At 61.0% G+C, this 16187-nt stretch carries 17 protein-coding genes; 8 read left to right on the top strand and 9 right to left on the bottom strand.

Annotation, left to right across the window (positions count from 1 at the left end; all coding sequences use genetic code 11):
* Nucleotides 1-24 precede the first annotated feature (24 nt).
* Nucleotides 25-801, bottom strand: coding sequence for a hypothetical protein (locus IEY58_RS08450; protein WP_189044630.1), 777 nt, complete (start codon nucleotides 799-801; stop codon nucleotides 25-27).
* Here IEY58_RS08450 and IEY58_RS08455 point away from each other — a divergent pair.
* Nucleotides 790-1275, top strand: a complete 486-nt coding sequence (locus tag IEY58_RS08455; RefSeq protein WP_229743580.1) for a hypothetical protein — start codon at nucleotides 790-792, stop codon at nucleotides 1273-1275. The genes IEY58_RS08450 and IEY58_RS08455 overlap by 12 nt on opposite strands.
* Before the next feature lie 22 nt (nucleotides 1276-1297).
* On the opposite strand, the gene IEY58_RS08460 is transcribed toward IEY58_RS08455, so the two are convergent.
* Genes IEY58_RS08460 through IEY58_RS08470 form a run of 3 tightly spaced genes read right to left on the bottom strand, consistent with a single transcriptional unit; the run spans nucleotide 1298 to nucleotide 4028 of the window.
* Complete coding sequence (locus IEY58_RS08460; RefSeq protein WP_189044632.1) at nucleotides 1298-2332, bottom strand: CBASS cGAMP-activated phospholipase; 1035 nt, start codon at nucleotides 2330-2332, stop codon at nucleotides 1298-1300.
* Complete coding sequence (locus IEY58_RS08465) at nucleotides 2329-2781, bottom strand: hypothetical protein (RefSeq protein ID WP_229743581.1); 453 nt, start codon at nucleotides 2779-2781, stop codon at nucleotides 2329-2331. The genes IEY58_RS08460 and IEY58_RS08465 overlap by 4 nt, the downstream gene beginning before the upstream one ends.
* Nucleotides 2781-4028, bottom strand: coding sequence for a nucleotidyltransferase domain-containing protein (locus IEY58_RS08470; protein WP_189044634.1), 1248 nt, complete (start codon nucleotides 4026-4028; stop codon nucleotides 2781-2783). The genes IEY58_RS08465 and IEY58_RS08470 overlap by 1 nt, the downstream gene beginning before the upstream one ends.
* Before the next feature lie 180 nt (nucleotides 4029-4208).
* Between IEY58_RS08470 and IEY58_RS08475 the strand changes: the two genes are divergently transcribed.
* Genes IEY58_RS08475 through IEY58_RS08490 form a run of 4 tightly spaced genes read left to right on the top strand, consistent with a single transcriptional unit; the run spans nucleotide 4209 to nucleotide 8113 of the window.
* Complete coding sequence (locus IEY58_RS08475) at nucleotides 4209-4529, top strand: helix-turn-helix domain-containing protein (protein ID WP_189044636.1); 321 nt, start codon at nucleotides 4209-4211, stop codon at nucleotides 4527-4529.
* The gene (locus tag IEY58_RS08480) at nucleotides 4526-5449 is read left to right on the top strand and encodes an ImmA/IrrE family metallo-endopeptidase (RefSeq protein ID WP_189044638.1); all 924 of its coding nucleotides are present in this window, start codon (nucleotides 4526-4528) and stop codon (nucleotides 5447-5449) included. Before IEY58_RS08475 ends, IEY58_RS08480 begins: the two co-directional genes overlap by 4 nt.
* A gap of 19 nt (nucleotides 5450-5468) precedes the next feature.
* Nucleotides 5469-6101, top strand: coding sequence for a hypothetical protein (locus tag IEY58_RS08485; RefSeq protein WP_189044640.1), 633 nt, complete (start codon nucleotides 5469-5471; stop codon nucleotides 6099-6101).
* A gap of 2 nt (nucleotides 6102-6103) precedes the next feature.
* Nucleotides 6104-8113, top strand: a complete 2010-nt coding sequence (locus IEY58_RS08490) for a tetratricopeptide repeat protein (protein WP_189044642.1) — start codon at nucleotides 6104-6106, stop codon at nucleotides 8111-8113.
* A 797-nt stretch (nucleotides 8114-8910) separates the two neighbouring features.
* On the opposite strand, the gene IEY58_RS08495 is transcribed toward IEY58_RS08490, so the two are convergent.
* Together IEY58_RS08495 and IEY58_RS08500 are read right to left on the bottom strand one after the other, a co-directional pair.
* A complete protein-coding gene (locus IEY58_RS08495; protein WP_189044643.1) occupies nucleotides 8911-10449 on the bottom strand; it encodes an FAD-dependent monooxygenase in 1539 nt (512 codons plus the stop codon).
* 722 nt (nucleotides 10450-11171) lie between these two features.
* A complete protein-coding gene (locus IEY58_RS08500; protein WP_189044645.1) occupies nucleotides 11172-12134 on the bottom strand; it encodes an SDR family oxidoreductase in 963 nt (320 codons plus the stop codon).
* An 82-nt stretch (nucleotides 12135-12216) separates the two neighbouring features.
* On the opposite strand from IEY58_RS08500, the gene IEY58_RS08505 reads away from it, so the two are divergent.
* Both IEY58_RS08505 and IEY58_RS08510 read left to right on the top strand, forming a co-directional pair.
* The gene (locus IEY58_RS08505) at nucleotides 12217-13077 is read left to right on the top strand and encodes a helix-turn-helix transcriptional regulator (RefSeq protein WP_189044647.1); all 861 of its coding nucleotides are present in this window, start codon (nucleotides 12217-12219) and stop codon (nucleotides 13075-13077) included.
* Nucleotides 13078-13143: 66 nt separating this feature from the next.
* The gene (locus tag IEY58_RS08510; protein ID WP_189044649.1) at nucleotides 13144-13314 is read left to right on the top strand and encodes a hypothetical protein; all 171 of its coding nucleotides are present in this window, start codon (nucleotides 13144-13146) and stop codon (nucleotides 13312-13314) included.
* 127 nt (nucleotides 13315-13441) lie between these two features.
* Here the strand turns inward: IEY58_RS08510 and IEY58_RS08515 are convergent, their stop codons facing one another.
* On the bottom strand, nucleotides 13442-14116 hold the full coding sequence (locus tag IEY58_RS08515; protein WP_189044651.1) for a Type 1 glutamine amidotransferase-like domain-containing protein: 675 nt from the start codon (nucleotides 14114-14116) through the stop codon (nucleotides 13442-13444).
* Between the two features lie 30 nt (nucleotides 14117-14146).
* On the opposite strand from IEY58_RS08515, the gene IEY58_RS34785 reads away from it, so the two are divergent.
* Complete coding sequence (locus tag IEY58_RS34785) at nucleotides 14147-14461, top strand: type II toxin-antitoxin system HicB family antitoxin (protein ID WP_407648386.1); 315 nt, start codon at nucleotides 14147-14149, stop codon at nucleotides 14459-14461.
* A 243-nt stretch (nucleotides 14462-14704) separates the two neighbouring features.
* On the opposite strand, the gene IEY58_RS08525 is transcribed toward IEY58_RS34785, so the two are convergent.
* Nucleotides 14705-15307, bottom strand: coding sequence for an NADPH-dependent F420 reductase (locus IEY58_RS08525; protein ID WP_229743582.1), 603 nt, complete (start codon nucleotides 15305-15307; stop codon nucleotides 14705-14707).
* 16 nt (nucleotides 15308-15323) lie between these two features.
* Entirely contained in the window at nucleotides 15324-16058 is a 735-nt protein-coding gene (locus IEY58_RS08530; protein WP_189044657.1) for an SDR family NAD(P)-dependent oxidoreductase, read from the bottom strand.
* Between the last annotated feature and the right edge of the window lie 129 nt (nucleotides 16059-16187).

Genomic DNA, 16187 nt, shown 5'->3' on the forward strand with positions numbered 1-16187 from the left:
CGCCGCTAAGCGAGGATAACTCGGCTAGGAATAGAAGCGCCCCGCATCGATGCCGATTTCGATGATCTCTGTTCCAAGGAAGCCGTAAACGGGCAAACCCGGAAAAGCGGCAATGACATCGGCCAGCTTGAGCCGAACCTGTCCGACGGTTGGGCCGAGGTCAGGCATCGACGGATCGTAGCCGGGGATTTCCGTGAAAGGGATCGCCTTGGCGACAACAAGCTCCTCGGCGAGATTGACGAATATACCGAGTGTATCGGCGTCCGTTACGGTCCATTCGTTGTAGTCGCTCGCCTTGGCGAAAGTTTCCTCCACGGCATGCCGCGAGAATGGGACGCCGGCTCCGGTCCTCTTGCCGGTCACGGGATCATAGGAGGTTCCGGCGTCACCCGGGCAGACAGATGCGATTGAGGCCGTCGAGCGCGGGTTCAGAATGATGCCAATGGCGCCGTAGGTGTGAGTGTGAGCGGGCCAGATGAGTGAGCAGCTCAGCTCCTTGCCCTGGTTGGCGCAGATCTCAATGGCGTTCTTCAGATCATCGGGAAAGAGGAGGCCCCCCGTCCCTTCATCGGCTTTACCTGGCCGCGAGCAGTGAACGATTAGCGCTTTGCGCGCCTTCAGTAATTCAAGCAGTTCATCTTTGGTCATGGATCCCCCGGCGTGTGACTTCTGTCCGGTCTGCCAGTGAAAATCGCGGATTCGTACTTTTATCTTGTTGATGTGCAGGCCGGGAATATGGTTGTCGCATGCGCGCAGGCCCTTTGGCGGCAGTCCCGCTAAGATTAATCCTTGGCCGAGCACGACGCGGCGATCGGCGATCTCCAGAAGGTATCCATGGAGCGGCTCACCCTTAAATACGTCTGGAAGCAGAAGGAAATTCCGGTCGTACTGCGCCGGACTGGACGTGGTGAGAAGCTTCGGGTGCGACTGCCATTTGCTGACGACAACCGGCAATGGCTTCAGAACGAGCGACGAACGGCTCCTGAATGGATTGGCGGGACAGATGCCTACTGGGAGCTGCCGAAGTCCTGGTTCAACGACTTCGTCGATCGGGCGCTGCAGCGCTACGGCAAGGTCTACATCATCCAGCCTTATCGCGAGCAGGAGATCTGCGCGCGGGCGTGCCAGGAAGCACAGGGGCACGAATGCCAGTGCTCCTGCATGGGCGCCAACCATGGCATCGGCAACGACGGTTCCTGGTTCGAGGTCTCCGATACCTTCTCGACCCGCTGGGGCGAGCGCGAGCTCGCCTGTCGTTTGCTCACAGCCCGGTAGGGACTCGTGCCCAATCAGAAACTCACGTCGTCGGGCAACGGATGAATTGCTCGACCGCGCCGTCGAGAAACATCCGCTCAATGTGGTGCCCGGCGCCATCGACGAGACTGCGCGCCACCATCGGCAGCTCCCGGACCGAGCGTTGCACGTCATCCATCGCGATTGGCGCATCGCTTTCTGGCACATCGATCCGTGTGACGTTGTTCTTGCCGACCAGCAGATAGGCTTGGCCCAGGGCATTTCGGGACTGCGCGCGGGCGGCCGCATTGAACGAACGCAGGAACGCCCAGTCCCTGATGCCGCCGTTGCGCACCCGCTCATCGACGGTGAAGGTGGAGTCACCCGTGCCCAGGCTCAGGATACGCACGTCCTCGCGCGCAATGTCGAAGCAGGCAAGGGCGTCGACCAGGGCGTTCATGACCGGATTGTTGGCCCAGATGCCACCATCGATCATGATGTAGCCGTCGTCCTCGACGCCGGGGTAATAGGAGGGGGCCGCCGTCGTGTGGAGCGCCACATGGGCGAACTTCTTGTGGCGGTCCTTCTGGTAGTCCGGGTGGTGCGGCGTCTTGTAGAGGAACGGCTCGCCGTGACGCCCTTCGAAGCTCGGGATCACCAGGCGGGTGACGGCATCGTCGAGCACCTTGTCGCCAAAGATCCGCAGTAGCTCCTCTTTGAGGGCTGCTTGGTCGTGCTTTGGCTTGAACACCCAGCGCAAGGCCCTCGACAATTTGCCGAGCCCAGCCGCCGGCGGAAAGATGCGCTCGCCGCGCTCGAGATATATGTTCAACGCCTGTCGGGATGTCATCCCGTGGGCAAGGGCGAGTGCGATGATGCCGCCTGTTGAGGTGCCAGCAATCATGTCGAAATGATTGGTGATGGAGGCGCCGCCCAGGAAGCGGTTTTCGAGTTCGGCCAGCACCGCTGCGGGGAAGACGCCGCGAATGCCGCCACCGTCGATTGAGAGAATGCGGAAAGGCCGGCCCAGCGGCCACGGCTGTTTCAGGCGCGCGTGCTGGATGGTGCCGTCCGATCGCCGCGGCGGAACATAGTTCATTGTGTTGTCTCCCTTGCCTCGCCGAGCTCCTGTCCGGCGTGGCGCCCGCCGCCGGTCCAGCGCCCGGTCATCAACCAAAGTTCGTAGCAGGCGAGCCAGTCGAGCGCCCAAGGGACGGTCGTGCTGGCGATGGTCATCGCCGATGACCATTCCCGTTCGCGGGGATCGAACAGGCAAAGAGTCGGATCATCGGCCGGCGGATAGACATGGGGTAGCTGCCCCTCGGAATTGCCGGGTAACCGAATCAGTTCGGGGGAGAGCACCCGCACCTCGGGGAACGACCCGAGCTCGTAGCGGATTTCGAGCGAGTAGCTTGAGTATTGCGGCTTGACGCTTCCCACCCACCGAGCGGACTGAGTGCGGCGATCTACGCGGCGCGCAGCGAACCGCGGCCAAGCCGCCTTCATCGCGGCGATCTGCTGGTCGATGGAGAGGGGCCCCGCCCGCATTAGATCTTGCGCCCGAAGAAAGTGTGAGGCCGCGCCGCCGAGACCACCGGGTTGACGGTCGACGCCGCGACCGCAGCGGCGGTAGGCAACAGCACGCCGCCGCGCCGCGTGTAGAGCTGGCGCGACTGCTGGATCCCGCCGCCAACCTCCGTGGCGATCTGGTCGGCGGCACGGGTCACGACACGGTCACCGAAGTCGTCGCGCAACGTGTCCATCATCGCGTTGGGGAACATCTCGCCCTTGCGCATCGCCTCGAGCGAATGGACGAGTTCGCGCAGGTGTTCGGCGAACTCATCCTGCTGAGCGATGGATTCCGGCCAGCGGTCGGTAAACACATCGGCGGCGCATACAGGATTGGCGACATGCAGGAGCCGCCGGTAGAGCGAGGCCTGCTCGATGTCGCGAATGATCCAGCTCGCGAGGCGAACGAGCATGGCGCTGAGCGACATGTTCGGCTGCGCGGCGAGCCCGGCGTAGTAGGAGAGCATCACCGACGGCGGAATCCGGCCGGCATACCTGGCATAGCGAATGTTGCGGAAGCGCTTGAGGAGCTGGAGGGCCAGCGTCGCCGTGTTCTTGACGATGAAGTCACACTGATCCGGAACGTCGTCCACATCGGCGTCGGCGCGCGCGGCAAGGCCGGCATGGTCAAGCCACCGCCGGTGGAACGCCTTCGCCATGCGCAATTCGAGCGGGGTTCTGCTCGCATACCACTGCGCAAAGCCATAGGCGTTCATGTCGACGAGGCGATCGTCGGCCGAACGACGCGGACCCTTGGCGTGGGTGATCAGGCTCTCGCGATCGAGCGAAGCGTAGACGCGCAACGACGGCGTGACGTCGAGGTGCATCTTGTCGGCGTAGAACAAGGTGACGCAGCGTGTCTGCCGCAACACCCGCTGCACGGGATAGTCGGCAAGTGCGGCTTCGAGCTCGATCAGGATTTCAAGCGGCGCCATGCCGCGAAAGCGGCCGCCGAGCTGCGAGACGATGTCGAGATCATACTCGTCGTCGGTGCCGCGGGTCGAAATCGTGGCATCGATCGCCATGGAGCCCTGCGGGTAGAAGTGCTCGATCTGGTCGAAGAAGGCGGTCGTCGCCTCGAGGTGGCGGCGCACAGCCTCGTAGCGCGACTTCGCCTTGTCGTGCAGCGAGGGCGGGAGCTGAACGCTGAGCGCGATCTCCGCGAGGATGCGGTCGAGAGGGTCGTCGAACGGATTGAGGCCAGTCGGCGCAAGCTGGATGTTCACATCGATCTCCGTGGCGGGCTGCGTTTGCGCATCTCGCCACCGCCCGCGCGATGTTCGGGATGATATAAGGTCAAGTACGTCTACTCCGAACAAGATGGGAACCTTGAATGCGTCTGTCAAGGGACATAGAATATAGCTACTCCGAACGCGGGTTGAGCGGATCGAGCAGAAGGGCCGGCAATGAAATTTGGTGAGCGGATCAAGGACTTACGAACGAAGAAGGGCCTGACGCTCGATCAGCTCGCGCAGGAGACCGGCTCGTCGAAGAGCTATATTTGGGAGCTCGAAAACAAGAATCCGCCGAGGCCCTCGGCCGAGAAGCTGTCCGCGATTGCGGGCGCCTTAGGGGTGACCGTCGACTATCTGATCGGGGCCGACACGCAGACGCTCAGCGAGGCCGAGGACACCGCCTTCTTCCGGCAGTACAGCGGTCTCCCTGAGGAAACGCGCCGGCAGATTCGCGAGATGGCTCGCATCCTCGACACGAAGACCCGCAAATGAGCGAGCCGATCCGCCTCCGGCCGCTGAAGGAAGCGGCCCGTATCACCCAGATGCTCGATCTGGTCCTTGGAGCGGATCGGTTTGATCGCGCGCCGGTGGATGTGATCAGTCTTGCGCTAGAGTATTCCCGCCAGGTCGCGCCCAATAGCCCCATCCACGAGGTTGTCGAGCGCGACATCCCGGGCTGCGTCGGCGCGTTGGTCTATGGGGAGGCGCGGCCGCGCCAATGGGCGATCATGTACCATGTCGGTCAGTCTAACGGACGTCGCTCGTTCACCGTGGGTCACGAGTTTGCCCACTACGTCCTGCACCGGGAGCTGATCGAAGAGGACGAGGGTTTCGACGGTGGGATCTATTGCGACGAGAACGCGGTGGTTCGCCGCGACGGGTCCGGCATTGAACAGGAAGCCGACGAGTTTGCCGCCGCGCTGCTCATGCCGTTTCATGACTTTCGCCGCCAACTGCCGGCCAAGGCTCACGCCGATTTCGAAGCGCTCGGCCGACTTGCAAAGCGCTACGGAGTTTCGCTGACAGCGGCGATCCTGCGATGGCTCGAATACACCGAGACGCGGGCGATCATGGTGGTTTCGAATGAGGGATTCGCTCATTGGGCGAAGCCCAGCAAGGCGGCGCTTAGATCGGGGCGCTACATCCGTACGAGGGACACTGTATTCGAACTCCCACTGCAAGCGTTTGCGGCGAGACGCGATTATTCCGAGGCGGCGCTGACCGGCATTATGCAGCAAGCGGGGGTCTGGTTTCCCGAGCCGGTGCACGAGATATGCCTTCGCTCGGATCGCTACGATCAGGAGATCACCGTGCTTCAGTTTGAAGCGGACGGCCCTCGCTTTCAGGAGGAGGAAGAAGAGAGTGACGTGTTCGACCATTTTCTACGGAACGGACAGGCTCCGGATCGTTGACGCTTAGGCGGATCAGTTCGTGGATTTTATTCATATCGCCATTTCAGCCCGCCTGGCCCACGGCGATCTCGTCGCCGCCGACGCTGCCCTTGAAGCAGGTCCCGTCGATGACGGCGTAAGGCTCATTCTGGTGAAACAGCTTCTGGTATCCTGCGCGAACGTCACCGATCTCGAGCTGATCTGTCGTGCGCTCTACAAGGACCATCCGGCCATTTCGGAGATCATCACGCCGCATCGGCGAAACTTCGAATTCGCCAAGTACATCCGGAACATCGCGGTTGGCCACGTCAATCCGGCACTCAGCCAGAAGACCCTCGAATGGCGGCCCGAGCTCAACGCTGTTCTTACGAAACCTGGCGCGCCGGCCGAGGCGTTTCTGGGCTACGCGGTGTTAGAGAGCGCGATCAACACCTTCGTGGACGGCGAGCGGCATCGTATCTTTGATAGTGATACCGACCTGGCTTACCCGCCAGACCAGACCCGATTCCTCAATTTCTTAGGGTCAACTGTGCATGTCGGGATCGCTTACTGCGCTGCGGTGGCCGCTGCGGCGATCGAGCACGCCAACCTGCCCAATTTCAGTGAGAACTGGCTGGAGTTGTCCGCGAAAGCAGGCGCCACCGACTTCGCTTTCATTGCGCGTAAGGGGTAGGGATGGCTGACGGTCTAGACGACCTCGACAACCTGCCGAAGCGCGACGCCAATCATGCCGCGGAAGAGAAGGCGGAAACGGCCTTCCAGGAGCGCCTAACGGCGAGCGGTCGTTTCCTGCTCCAACGCGCCGACCGCAAGGACTATGGAACGGACTGCGAGATCGAAGTCGTTGACCAGGAGCAAGTGACGAACGTCAGAGTCCACGTGCAGCTCAAGGGGACCGAACGCCCGCTCAACGCGGATGGCTCTCTGAGCATCGAGGTCAGCCGCTCAAACCTGAATTACCTGCTGATGCATCCGCACAGCTTTTATTGCGCATATCACATTCCGACGTCGTCGCTGCGCATCTGCCTCGCGGAGACCGTGCTCCGCCAGTACGAGCACAGGGGAAAGAACTGGAGCCACCAGCAATCGCTCACCGTCAATTTCACTGACGAGCTGACGATCGCGCGACTGGATCGGCTCGCGACGTTGGCCAGATCCGCGGCGCGGGCGGCGCGCGATCGACGGATCGAGCAAACCCGGGCGGCGCCTGGCGACGTCGCTCGTATCCTCCGGCGCGGTGTCCCAGACATACATGTTCCGGACGATCCGGAAGTAGCCCGCCACCTCCTAGAGCACCTCTACAATCAGGACGCCGACACGGCGATCAGCGCGGCCTTTGATCGGTTCGCGGCGGTGCTCGGAGCCGGCAGCGAAGCCATGGGCCCAGGCTACATGGCCGAGATCAATCTTGGGATGGCGGGGCTGAGCCGGTCGCGCGCCCGGATCGAGGACGCCGTGGCGCACTTCAGAGATCAGCTAGACTTGGGCCGCTACGAGCGGGGCAGCCTTCACTACACGATCGGCAATGCCCTCTCGGCGCTTGGCCGGGAGGAGGAAGCCAAGACCGCGTATGAGGCGGCTCTCGCCGATCCCGTGTTAGCTAGTGCGCCAGACCTAGCATCTCAAGGCCACAAGAACCTCGGGACGAGTCTTGAGCGGCTCGGAGATGAGAAGCGAGCAGTCGAGCACTATCGTGAAGCTTTGCGGCTGAACCCGCACCTTCCTGAAGCCCACAATGCCCTGGCCCAATTCTACGTGCGCCAGGGCGAATGGAAGGACGCTCTCGCCCATCTGGATCAGGCCGTCTTCACCGACTCGACACGCGCTAAGGCGGCCGGCGTTGCAGGGTGGAGGGCCAACGTGCTCTTCAACATGGGAGAGGGGAGCGCGGCGTTCCGTGAGATCAATAGTCTCCTCGCCCAAGCTGACAGCGAGCCATGGATCTGGCCGTTCTTCGCGCGGCTGGTGGCGAGCTTCGGTCGGACGACGACGGAGAATGCGCGTCAAGCGCTGGGCTTCTGGCACAGGTATGTCGGGGCCTTCCCGGAGACCTCCAGCGGCCGTCGCGAGCTGCTGTTGGCAACCTTGTTCCTGCGATCAGAGGAGCAGGATATTGGCCAGACCTACGCTCGATTCCGGGTCGAGTTTGACCGCCAAATCGAGCATGTCGACGACAAGGATGAAGCCGCGTTCTTATGGGATCGCCTTGGGCACTGGGCGCAAGATGAAGCGAACTGGATTGAGGCTGAGTTCTGTTTTCGGAAGGCCTTCGATCTGGCGGGCGGTCACTACGGCTATTGTCTCGGGACCGCCCTCAACTTTCTCGGCCGGTTTGAAGAAAGCCTGCCGATTCTGCGCGAGCAGGCCGAAGGCATTCAGCCTGATGCCATGAGCTGGTTTCAGCTCGGCGCGGCCTACGGCGATCTTGGTCAGTCCGCGCAGGCCATCGACGCTTATGAGAAGGCGCTCGCGCTCGATCCTGATTACGATCTGGCGATGTTCAATCTCGGCGGCGTTTATTGGAACAGGGGCGAGGAGATTGAGGCTTTGGCGATTTGGACGACAGCCATCGACCGTTTCCCGCATCACGAGCTCGCCGCCAAGCTCCGACGTGATATGCCGGTCTTCTTTCCTCCCACGCCCAACCGACAAGCCCAATCTTCGGACGACGTCGGTCTCGACTAGACGGGAGGTTCGCCAAGCAGATGGGACAGCGCTTTTCACGAGACATTTGGGTCGGCAAGGATGGCCGGTGACGGTGCGGTCTGCATTCCGAAATATCGCTTGCGATCGACGTCCTCGACGGTAGTTTTTTGCGCGGCATCGGAAATCGTTGGGCGAATGAAATGCCCAAGTGCGACACGCCCCTGCCGATAGATGCTGAAACCGCGAAAAAAATTTTCGGCCAAAAAACCCTGCAAAATCAGAAGCGTAGGATTTTGACGGTATCAGCGTCGGTGCTTTGCACCGCTTATGGAAAATTTGACAATAAAATCAGATGGTTAGATGGTGTTTGAACAATCGAGTGGGAGTGAGGGGTGTGGGATACGGTGGAGGGCTCTGGAGGGGAATGGCGTAGGAAAAGGCAGGGAAATCAGCGGCTTCCATTTACGATAGGATCTGCATTGTCAACGAGAATGAGGTAAATCTCTAAGGCGTTGATTTTTATTATTTTTCGATGTCAGCAGCGTCATCGAGCACCCGGCACCAAAAAGATTTGACGGTGTTTCTGTCGGTAGTTGTCGGTGCTCGCCGCATCCAAAAAATAAACTACCGTCGGCACAAAATTGCCGCTGACGGTAGTTTGATGGCGCCTAACTTACCGGTTCCGCGCAGAAATTCCGAATTTGGCCTAGGTTTTGGCGCCTGGCTGCGTTTGATGACGCTGTTACTTTGTCCGGCGGAATCGGCTTCTTCGCTCGGCGAACGCAATGGATGCTGAAGGTTCGCTCCCAGCTGATCCCCCCAGAGCCGAACCTCGGTTATGCAGTCAAATCCTGAGCTTGGCCAAACCATCGGGACATGGCCTGAGCGAGACCTTCATCGTCATCGGCGGTATCCGTGGCCCAGGCGACGATGCCATCGGGGCGCACCTGCAAGGCGCTCAGGCCCAGACGATTCTTTACGGCGCCCGAGACATAGTCGATCCGGTCGCCCCAATGGCCGGCGAGCGTCCGACGCAATGGGCGCCCGTCGAAGTCCAGGATCAATCCTCGTCCGTTTCGGAGATGCTCGTTCAGTCTCGTTCCATCGGCCATCTCGAAGTCGGGCGCGTTGCGGCCGATGAGCGGATGCCCCTCGCCGAGATCGTAGCGGAGCGAAATGCCCAGCACGCGCCCGGCGAAATATGTCGCGCAGTCGCGCGTCTCGATCAGGTCGCGGATGATGGCCTCGAGTGCGCGTGAAATCCGGCTCGGCCGTATGATTGAGACCTGGGCGCGCGACCAATCGAGGATCTGGGCGCCCACCGAATGGCGCTCGTGCGCATAGCTGTCGAGCAGGCCTGGCGGCGCATCGCCGCGGATCGTAGCGGCGAGTTTCCAACCAAGATTCATCGCGTCGCCGAGCCCGAGGTTGAGGCCTTGGCCGCCCAGCGGCGAATGAATATGCGCGGCATCCCCGGCGAGCAGTACGCGCCCTTTGCGATACTCGGTCGCCTGATAGGCGCGGTCGGTCCAGGTGGCGGCCAGTTGGAGTGCCGTCACCGTGACATCGGTGCCGGAGATCTTGCGGAGCATCGCCTCGACATGATCGCGCGTGATCGGATCGGTCCGGTGGAAGGCGCCGCCGTCGAAATCGACCATCGCAATCGTCCCTGGTGCCGCGTAGGTGTACATGCCGGTCGCGGTGTAGTGGCGCCCCGGCGCGAGCTTGTCCGGATCGGGCAGTTCGACCTCGACCGAATAGCCGGTAAACTCCGGATCGGTGCCGGTGAAGCCGATACCGGCTACCTTGCGCACCGTGCTGCGCCCACCGTCGCAGCCAACCAGCCAGCGACCGCGAACCGTCTCGGCGTCGGCGCGGACAGTTACATCCTCATTTGACTGCTCGAAGTACTCGACGCCGCAGCCGCGCCTGATCTCGACGCCCATCGCGATCGCGCGATCGGCCAGGACGCTTTCGATGCTGCCCATGTCGACGGCCATGCTGTCGACGGAAGCCGGCAGTTGATAAGGCCATTTTTCGCTGCCGATTTGATCGCTGAAGAACTGGATGCCGGCAAAATGGCCTGCCGGCCGGCGCTGTTGTGGTCTCCAATGCGCGACCGCCGGAGCGTCATGGCTAACCGCGCGATCCTTGATCGCATCCAGCAGATCGCGGCGATCGAAGCTCTCGATGGTCGGTACTGAAAGGCCGCGCAGCCCGAACGGCAGCCCTTTCAACGGCGAATGCGGGTCTTGCGCCTGTTCCAGAACCAGTACGGAACAGCCTGCGAGGCGCAGCTCACAGGCGAGAAATAGGCCAACCGGGCCTGCACCGGCAATGACGACGTCATAGAGGGCGGTGTCGGGAATACGCATGAACTACTCCATTGTCGATGTTCGACCGGAGCGTTCCTCGAAATTGAGTACCTCACGGACGAACGATTGGGCGCTTCAATAGCGTCCGCTGTTCGTCGTGGGGATCTCGTGCGCGAGGCCAAAGACCAGAGCTTTCGTTACCGAAAGGACTTGGGCTTACCAAACCAAGTCTGCCTTTTCCGACAGCGCCAAGATAGCGTCGTAGGGATCGGTCCGCAACGGCACAGGGTGGTCGCTACCATCTGATCGACGACAGCGTCCTTCGCCGTGCCACAAGCCCGGCTGGCCGTAACGCTGACGGTAGTTTTCAGAAGGTCAGGGTGAGACTAGGCTTAGGTCCAAAGGTCCTGTTTATGGTTGTTCGTGCCGATAGCTGCTGAAAGTTCAAAAAAATTTCTGGCCGAATTTCCAAGCGAAATCAAAAGCGTAGAATTTTGACGGGATCACTGACGGCGTCTTGCGTCGCGATGGGAAAATTTGGCAATGAATTCATGCGGTTAGAGTGTATTCGAACAATCGAGTGGGAGTGACGGGGGCGTAGAACAGCATAGGTTAGCGATAGGCGCGGATAGGATAGCGAAGCGGAATCAATTGCTTTTCTTCGATAGTCCTCGAAAGGTCCTGAGCCGATCTCGGCCGTCGACCGGCATTGGTTCACCGATGCGATTATTCTCGGCGAAGCAGAGCGCAAAAAACTTGCTGGAGCGTGTAGCTCTATCCGGTCACTTGGCGGCGGAGTTGAAGTAATGAGCATCCATGTCGGCGAATAGGCCTCTTTGCTCGGGATTCCAGCCGAGCGTTTGACGCGTCCATTCGTTGGACGCGGGGTTGTCGAGGCCTATGAAGCCCCCAAGCATCCCGAAATGCTTGGCAGCCTTCGAAGTTGGAATGCTCACGGCGGGAACGTTTAGTCTGGTCGCGATAAGGGATGCGATGTCTTGGAATGGGATGCCGGCTTCACCGACGCCGTGATACTTCGCGCCCGCTTCCCCCTTTTCCAGGGCCAGCCGAAACAGTTTCGCCGCATCGAGCCGATGCACGGCGGTCCATCGATTGGCACCATCGCCGATGTAAGGTGAAACGCCGTTCTTGCGAGCCGCCTGCACGATATGTGGAATGAACCCATGGTCGCCATCGCCATGCACCGTTGGCGCGAGGCGGACTGCCGAGGCCCGAACCCCGCGCTGAATGAAATTGAAGGCTGCCCGTTCCGAGAAAGATCGGTTCGGCACGTTGGAGACATGGCTGTCCTTCTCGGTCGCAACCTTTCCCTGCGGCAGATAGAGAATACCCGACGCCACGACCAACGGCCGTCCAGAATTCTCAAGACCTGAGCCCAAGGCACCGATTGCGCCGGACTCGGTCTCGGCCAGGATCCGCATGAAGCTGGATACGATCCCACCATTGAGCGCACCCGCGAATAGTCGGACGCGCATCCCTAAGCTCATTGAGGAAAGGCCATGAATGAAGGCGGTGTGGATGACGCCATCGGATTCTGCGGCAGATTTGCGAAGCAGATCGTGCTGGCCGAGTTTTCCGACATAGGCCTTTGCCCCCATTTTCTGGAGCTTCTGGGCGCCTGCAGCACTGGTCGTTAGTCCGCTCACATTGTGGCCCGCGGAAAGCAACTCTTCGACGACGGCTGAACCGATCCAGCCCGTTGCGCCTGTGACAAACACATGCATGAGCGATGTCTCCAGATTTCACTGGGAGACACATGTCGCCACTCGGCCTATGCTAGTAAAGTCGAGAGATTATGGTAGTAAGATGACTAACACGGTAACCGAGCGTCCGCCTGTCGAGAATCCGCTCGGGATCTACCTGAGAGACCGTCGCAGCAAGCTCGATCCGACGGCTTTTGGCCTTCCAGTGGAACGCCGCCGCACGCTCGGCCTGCGCCGCGATGAAGTGGCGCAGCGCGCCAACATCAGCCTGACTTGGTACACGTGCCTTGAGCAGGGGCGCGGCGGCGCGCCGTCGGCGGACGTGCTCGACCGGCTTGCCCGCGCCCTTATGCTGACCGATGTCGAGCGCGAGCATCTCTTCCTGCTTGGCCTCGGTCGTCCGCCCAAGGCGCGCTACCGGGGGGACGAAGATGTAACGCCACGACTACAGCATGTGCTTGATGCTTTGCATCCGAGCCCGGCGCTGATCTTGACGGCGGTCGGGAACGTGGTCGCCTGGAATCGAGCGGCGACTGTTGTGCTGGGCGATTATGCGTCCCGTTCGCAAGATCAGCGCAACGTCTTGCGCATCCTTTTCCTCGATCCGCGTGCCCGCGCGGCGCAGGACGACTGGGAAAGTATCTGTCGCCGTCTTGTAGGCGCGCTTCGAGCGAACGCCGCGCGCGCGGGAGCCGGGGCGGAAATAGCGCCTCTTGTCGACGAGCTCCGCCAACTCAGTCCAGAGTTCAGGAAAATTTGGGACGAGAACGACGTTCATGGCGTTGACGGGGAAGCGATCAAGCATATCCGACATCCGGTGCTCGGTCGGCTCGCCTTCGAATTTTCCATTTTCGCTGTCGATGGTCGATCAGACCTCTATATGACGGTCTATTATCCTTCGACTCCAACGGATGCACAGCGGATCATGTCGTTGATGGAAGCTCGATCTATCGACGCTCAGTGACGGTTCGAAACCCGTCCCGCGCGGCCCAGAACGGTGCAGAAGTAGGACATCTGATGCTGCCGTTAGATGATGAAGGGTGCGTTCATCAGAAGCGTCGAATTCTGCCAAAATGACCTTGCCGTCCGCATCAGCAATGGCATTCTTCGAGGTATTTCGCTCGGCGCACTACTGTTGAAGCGCCAATACCATGGGACGGCAATGGATCCGTTTCATGGCATCGGCGCCGCGCGTGGCTGAGCCCTTTGGGCGCGCGCCGGCCCTCGGTCTAGTTCGTGCGCAGGTGGGGCCGCGTCGGACAACTTGAGGCTGATAGCGGGCGTACAGGCGCTCGGCCCAGGCGGAAGCGGCATTCATCTTGAGCGGCTCAGCCGGCAAAACAGCGCCAGTTGCCCTCGGAGATCACCTGGACCTCGCCGTCGACCACCTGGATGGCCGTCTGGTCATCGATGGCGTAGGCCAGGCCGCCAATCTCAGTCGCCCATTTCTCGGCGCAGGCCATCGTGTTTTCGTCGAAGCCCGGATGGTCCAGGTGAGGAAAGATTGAGAAGTCGACGATGCCGAGCGCCCGATCTTCACCGGTGATCGGCGGCCTCGTTTCGATGAACGCCTCGCCCACCATCGGCGCCATCACCATGCTGCCAGCGCTCAATCCCACCCATACCGTGTGTTCCAGTGAAGGAAGTAGCGCCGCCAACCCAGACTCCCGCATCCAGTGCGCCAGATAGAGCGCGTCGCCGCCGTTCACCAACAGCGCATCGGCACCACGAACCCAAGGTTCCCAGCGTGCGGCCCCGATGCTCGGCAACGCGGTGAGTTCCAGCAGGCCTACCGACTTCCATCCAAGTTCGACCATCGGACAGATGCTCCGGCGGCCCGTGACGAAGCGCCACGCTCCCTCAGGGCTCCCCATGGGATGCCCGTAGCCTGCCGTTGGAATGCATAGGGCCGCGCACTCTTCGATTGGCTTCCCCAGCAGATCGAGCAGTGCTTTGTGAATGCTGGCGTTACGGATGCCGCCGGACGTCAGGAGCAGTTTCATCGTGTGTCGTCCATTGGTCGTTACGAATCCGTGGTCCGTGAAGGACCACCAGGGTCTGCAGTTGTTCCCACTCGCAGGACGAGCACCGTCAAGGCTCGTAAGAGTGGCGGCTGTGTACGCAGAAACAACTATGAGTGCCAAACAGCAAAGCGCCAAGATGATACGACAATATCAACTCGGAACCATCGCACACTGTCACTCCAGTGCAAATACGTCGGTCGAACGGAAAAGATCAACATCACCATCCCTGGGTACATCTTGGCCAAGGTTGATGACTACGCCAAGTCCCTCGGCCTGACCCGTTCCGGCTTCCTCGTTCAGGCTACCGAACGTGCAATTCGCTGAACATGGCATTTTTCATGGTATTGACCAACCGCACTCAAGCCAACGCCGCGCCAGTGCTGATGTTTGCTTGCTTGTTGATGATCGAGTGGGAGTGAGGGGGAGTACCCTGGAGTGGTATCGGATAACAGAGGACACGCGGGCAAATCCTAGGCTATCGATAGCAGTCGATCGAGTCTAAGCGACTCGCAGATCTGTCGCTCCGTCGGGCGTCTCCCCGCTCTTCGAACGGCGCCGATACGCCGATTATTGCTCCTTCTTGAACAAGTCCTGGAAGATGAGCTGGCCCCAGATGCGGCCGCGTGCCTGCACCAGCGCGCCGCCCTCGTTGAGCTTTCCCAGCTTGACGGGTGCGAAGCCGAGTTGCTTGGCCAAGGCCGCCACGGGAGCGGTCGCGTCCTCGTCGTCGCTCGACAGAAAGACGACCCGGTGGCCGCCCTCGACGGTCGGATCGGCAGCTAGGGCGGCCGCAGGCAGGTGATTGAACCCTTTCACGAACTTGGCGCCGGTGAACGCCTTGGCGATGACGGCGGAGGACGGGAGACCGTCCAGCTCTTCAAGGAGAACTCCATACGCGTTCGTCGCGTCGATGACCGTCTTGCCCTCCCAACTCGGCAGGGCCTTCGCAACCGCGCGGTGCTCCCAGAACGGGATTGCCAAGATGATCGTGTCGGCCTCGACTGCATTCTGCAGCGACTTGGCGACGACCGAGGGTCCAATCGCCCGAGCCTGCGGTGCCAACGCCTCGGGCGGCCGGCGGCTCGCGACGGTCACGTCGATGTTTTTACGGGCGAAGGCGTGGGCGAGAGCCTGGCCTATCTTACCGAATCCTATGATCGCGTAGCTCATAATGCTTCTCCGATTTTCAGATGGCCGAGAAGCCGCCGTCGACAGACAACTCCACCCCATTCACGAAGCTCGAATCGTCCGAAGCAAGAAACAGCGCGACCGCCGCAATTTCCTCAGGACGACCCATCTTTCCCCGCGGGATCAGGGATTCGAACATTTGCTTCGCCTCCTCGGTGAGAACTTGGTCCTGCATCGGTGTGGCGATCGGCCCCGGGCTCAGCACGTTCACCCGGATATTCCTGCCCTTCAGTTCGTTGAGCCAAGTGCGTGCGAATGAGCGCAACGCCGCCTTGCTCGCCGAATACACGCCGTAACCAGGAAAACCTTTCACCGAAGCAACGGACCCGGTCATGAAGATCGATCCGCCATCGTTGAACAGCGGCAACGCCTTCTGCACTGTAAACAGCGTTCCGCGCGCATTCAGGCCGAAGGTCGCATCGAAGTGCTGCTCGGTAATCTCGCCCAGTGGGACGGCTTCGCCCGTGCCGGCGCTCGCGTACAGGACGTCGATCCTGCCTTTTTCCCGCTTGACCGTGTCGAACAGGCGGTCGAGGTCGTCGAGACTGGCCGCGTCGCCGCGCACGCCGGTCACGTTCCGGCCAATCAGCTTGACGGCCTCGTCGAGCGTTTCCTGCCGACGGCCCGTGATGAAAACATAGGCGCCTTCTTCGACGAACTGCTTGGCGCTCGCCAGCGCCATGCCGCTCGATCCACCCGTGACGACTGCAACCTTACCTTCAAGCTTTCCCATGACTTCTCCTTTCAGGCTCCGTCTTTGTCCGGGGAGGCCCCGGAGAAGCTCCAGATGGGTTCGCCGGCGCCAGGCGTTGAGTGCGGAAGCGCGCACATGGGTGGTGCGAAATCGATCCGGTTGGACAAC

Source organism: Aliidongia dinghuensis (assembly GCF_014643535.1).
Classification (GTDB): domain Bacteria; phylum Pseudomonadota; class Alphaproteobacteria; order ATCC43930; family CGMCC-115725; genus Aliidongia; species Aliidongia dinghuensis.

Coding starts and splice junctions, on each gene's coding strand:
- IEY58_RS08475 (WP_189044636.1), top strand. CDS start 4,209: ATGAAATTTGGTGAGCGGATCAAGGACTTACGAACGAAGAAGGGCCTG.
- IEY58_RS08465 (WP_229743581.1), bottom strand. CDS start 2,781: ATGCGGGCGGGGCCCCTCTCCATCGACCAGCAGATCGCCGCGATGAAG.
- IEY58_RS08500 (WP_189044645.1), bottom strand. CDS start 12,134: ATGCATGTGTTTGTCACAGGCGCAACGGGCTGGATCGGTTCAGCCGTC.
- IEY58_RS08515 (WP_189044651.1), bottom strand. CDS start 14,116: ATGAAACTGCTCCTGACGTCCGGCGGCATCCGTAACGCCAGCATTCAC.
- IEY58_RS08460 (WP_189044632.1), bottom strand. CDS start 2,332: ATGAACTATGTTCCGCCGCGGCGATCGGACGGCACCATCCAGCACGCG.
- IEY58_RS08525 (WP_229743582.1), bottom strand. CDS start 15,307: ATGAGCTACGCGATCATAGGATTCGGTAAGATAGGCCAGGCTCTCGCC.
- IEY58_RS08510 (WP_189044649.1), top strand. CDS start 13,144: ATGATGAAGGGTGCGTTCATCAGAAGCGTCGAATTCTGCCAAAATGAC.
- IEY58_RS08530 (WP_189044657.1), bottom strand. CDS start 16,058: ATGGGAAAGCTTGAAGGTAAGGTTGCAGTCGTCACGGGTGGATCGAGC.
- IEY58_RS08505 (WP_189044647.1), top strand. CDS start 12,217: ATGACTAACACGGTAACCGAGCGTCCGCCTGTCGAGAATCCGCTCGGG.
- IEY58_RS08490 (WP_189044642.1), top strand. CDS start 6,104: ATGGCTGACGGTCTAGACGACCTCGACAACCTGCCGAAGCGCGACGCC.
- IEY58_RS08495 (WP_189044643.1), bottom strand. CDS start 10,449: ATGCGTATTCCCGACACCGCCCTCTATGACGTCGTCATTGCCGGTGCA.
- IEY58_RS08480 (WP_189044638.1), top strand. CDS start 4,526: ATGAGCGAGCCGATCCGCCTCCGGCCGCTGAAGGAAGCGGCCCGTATC.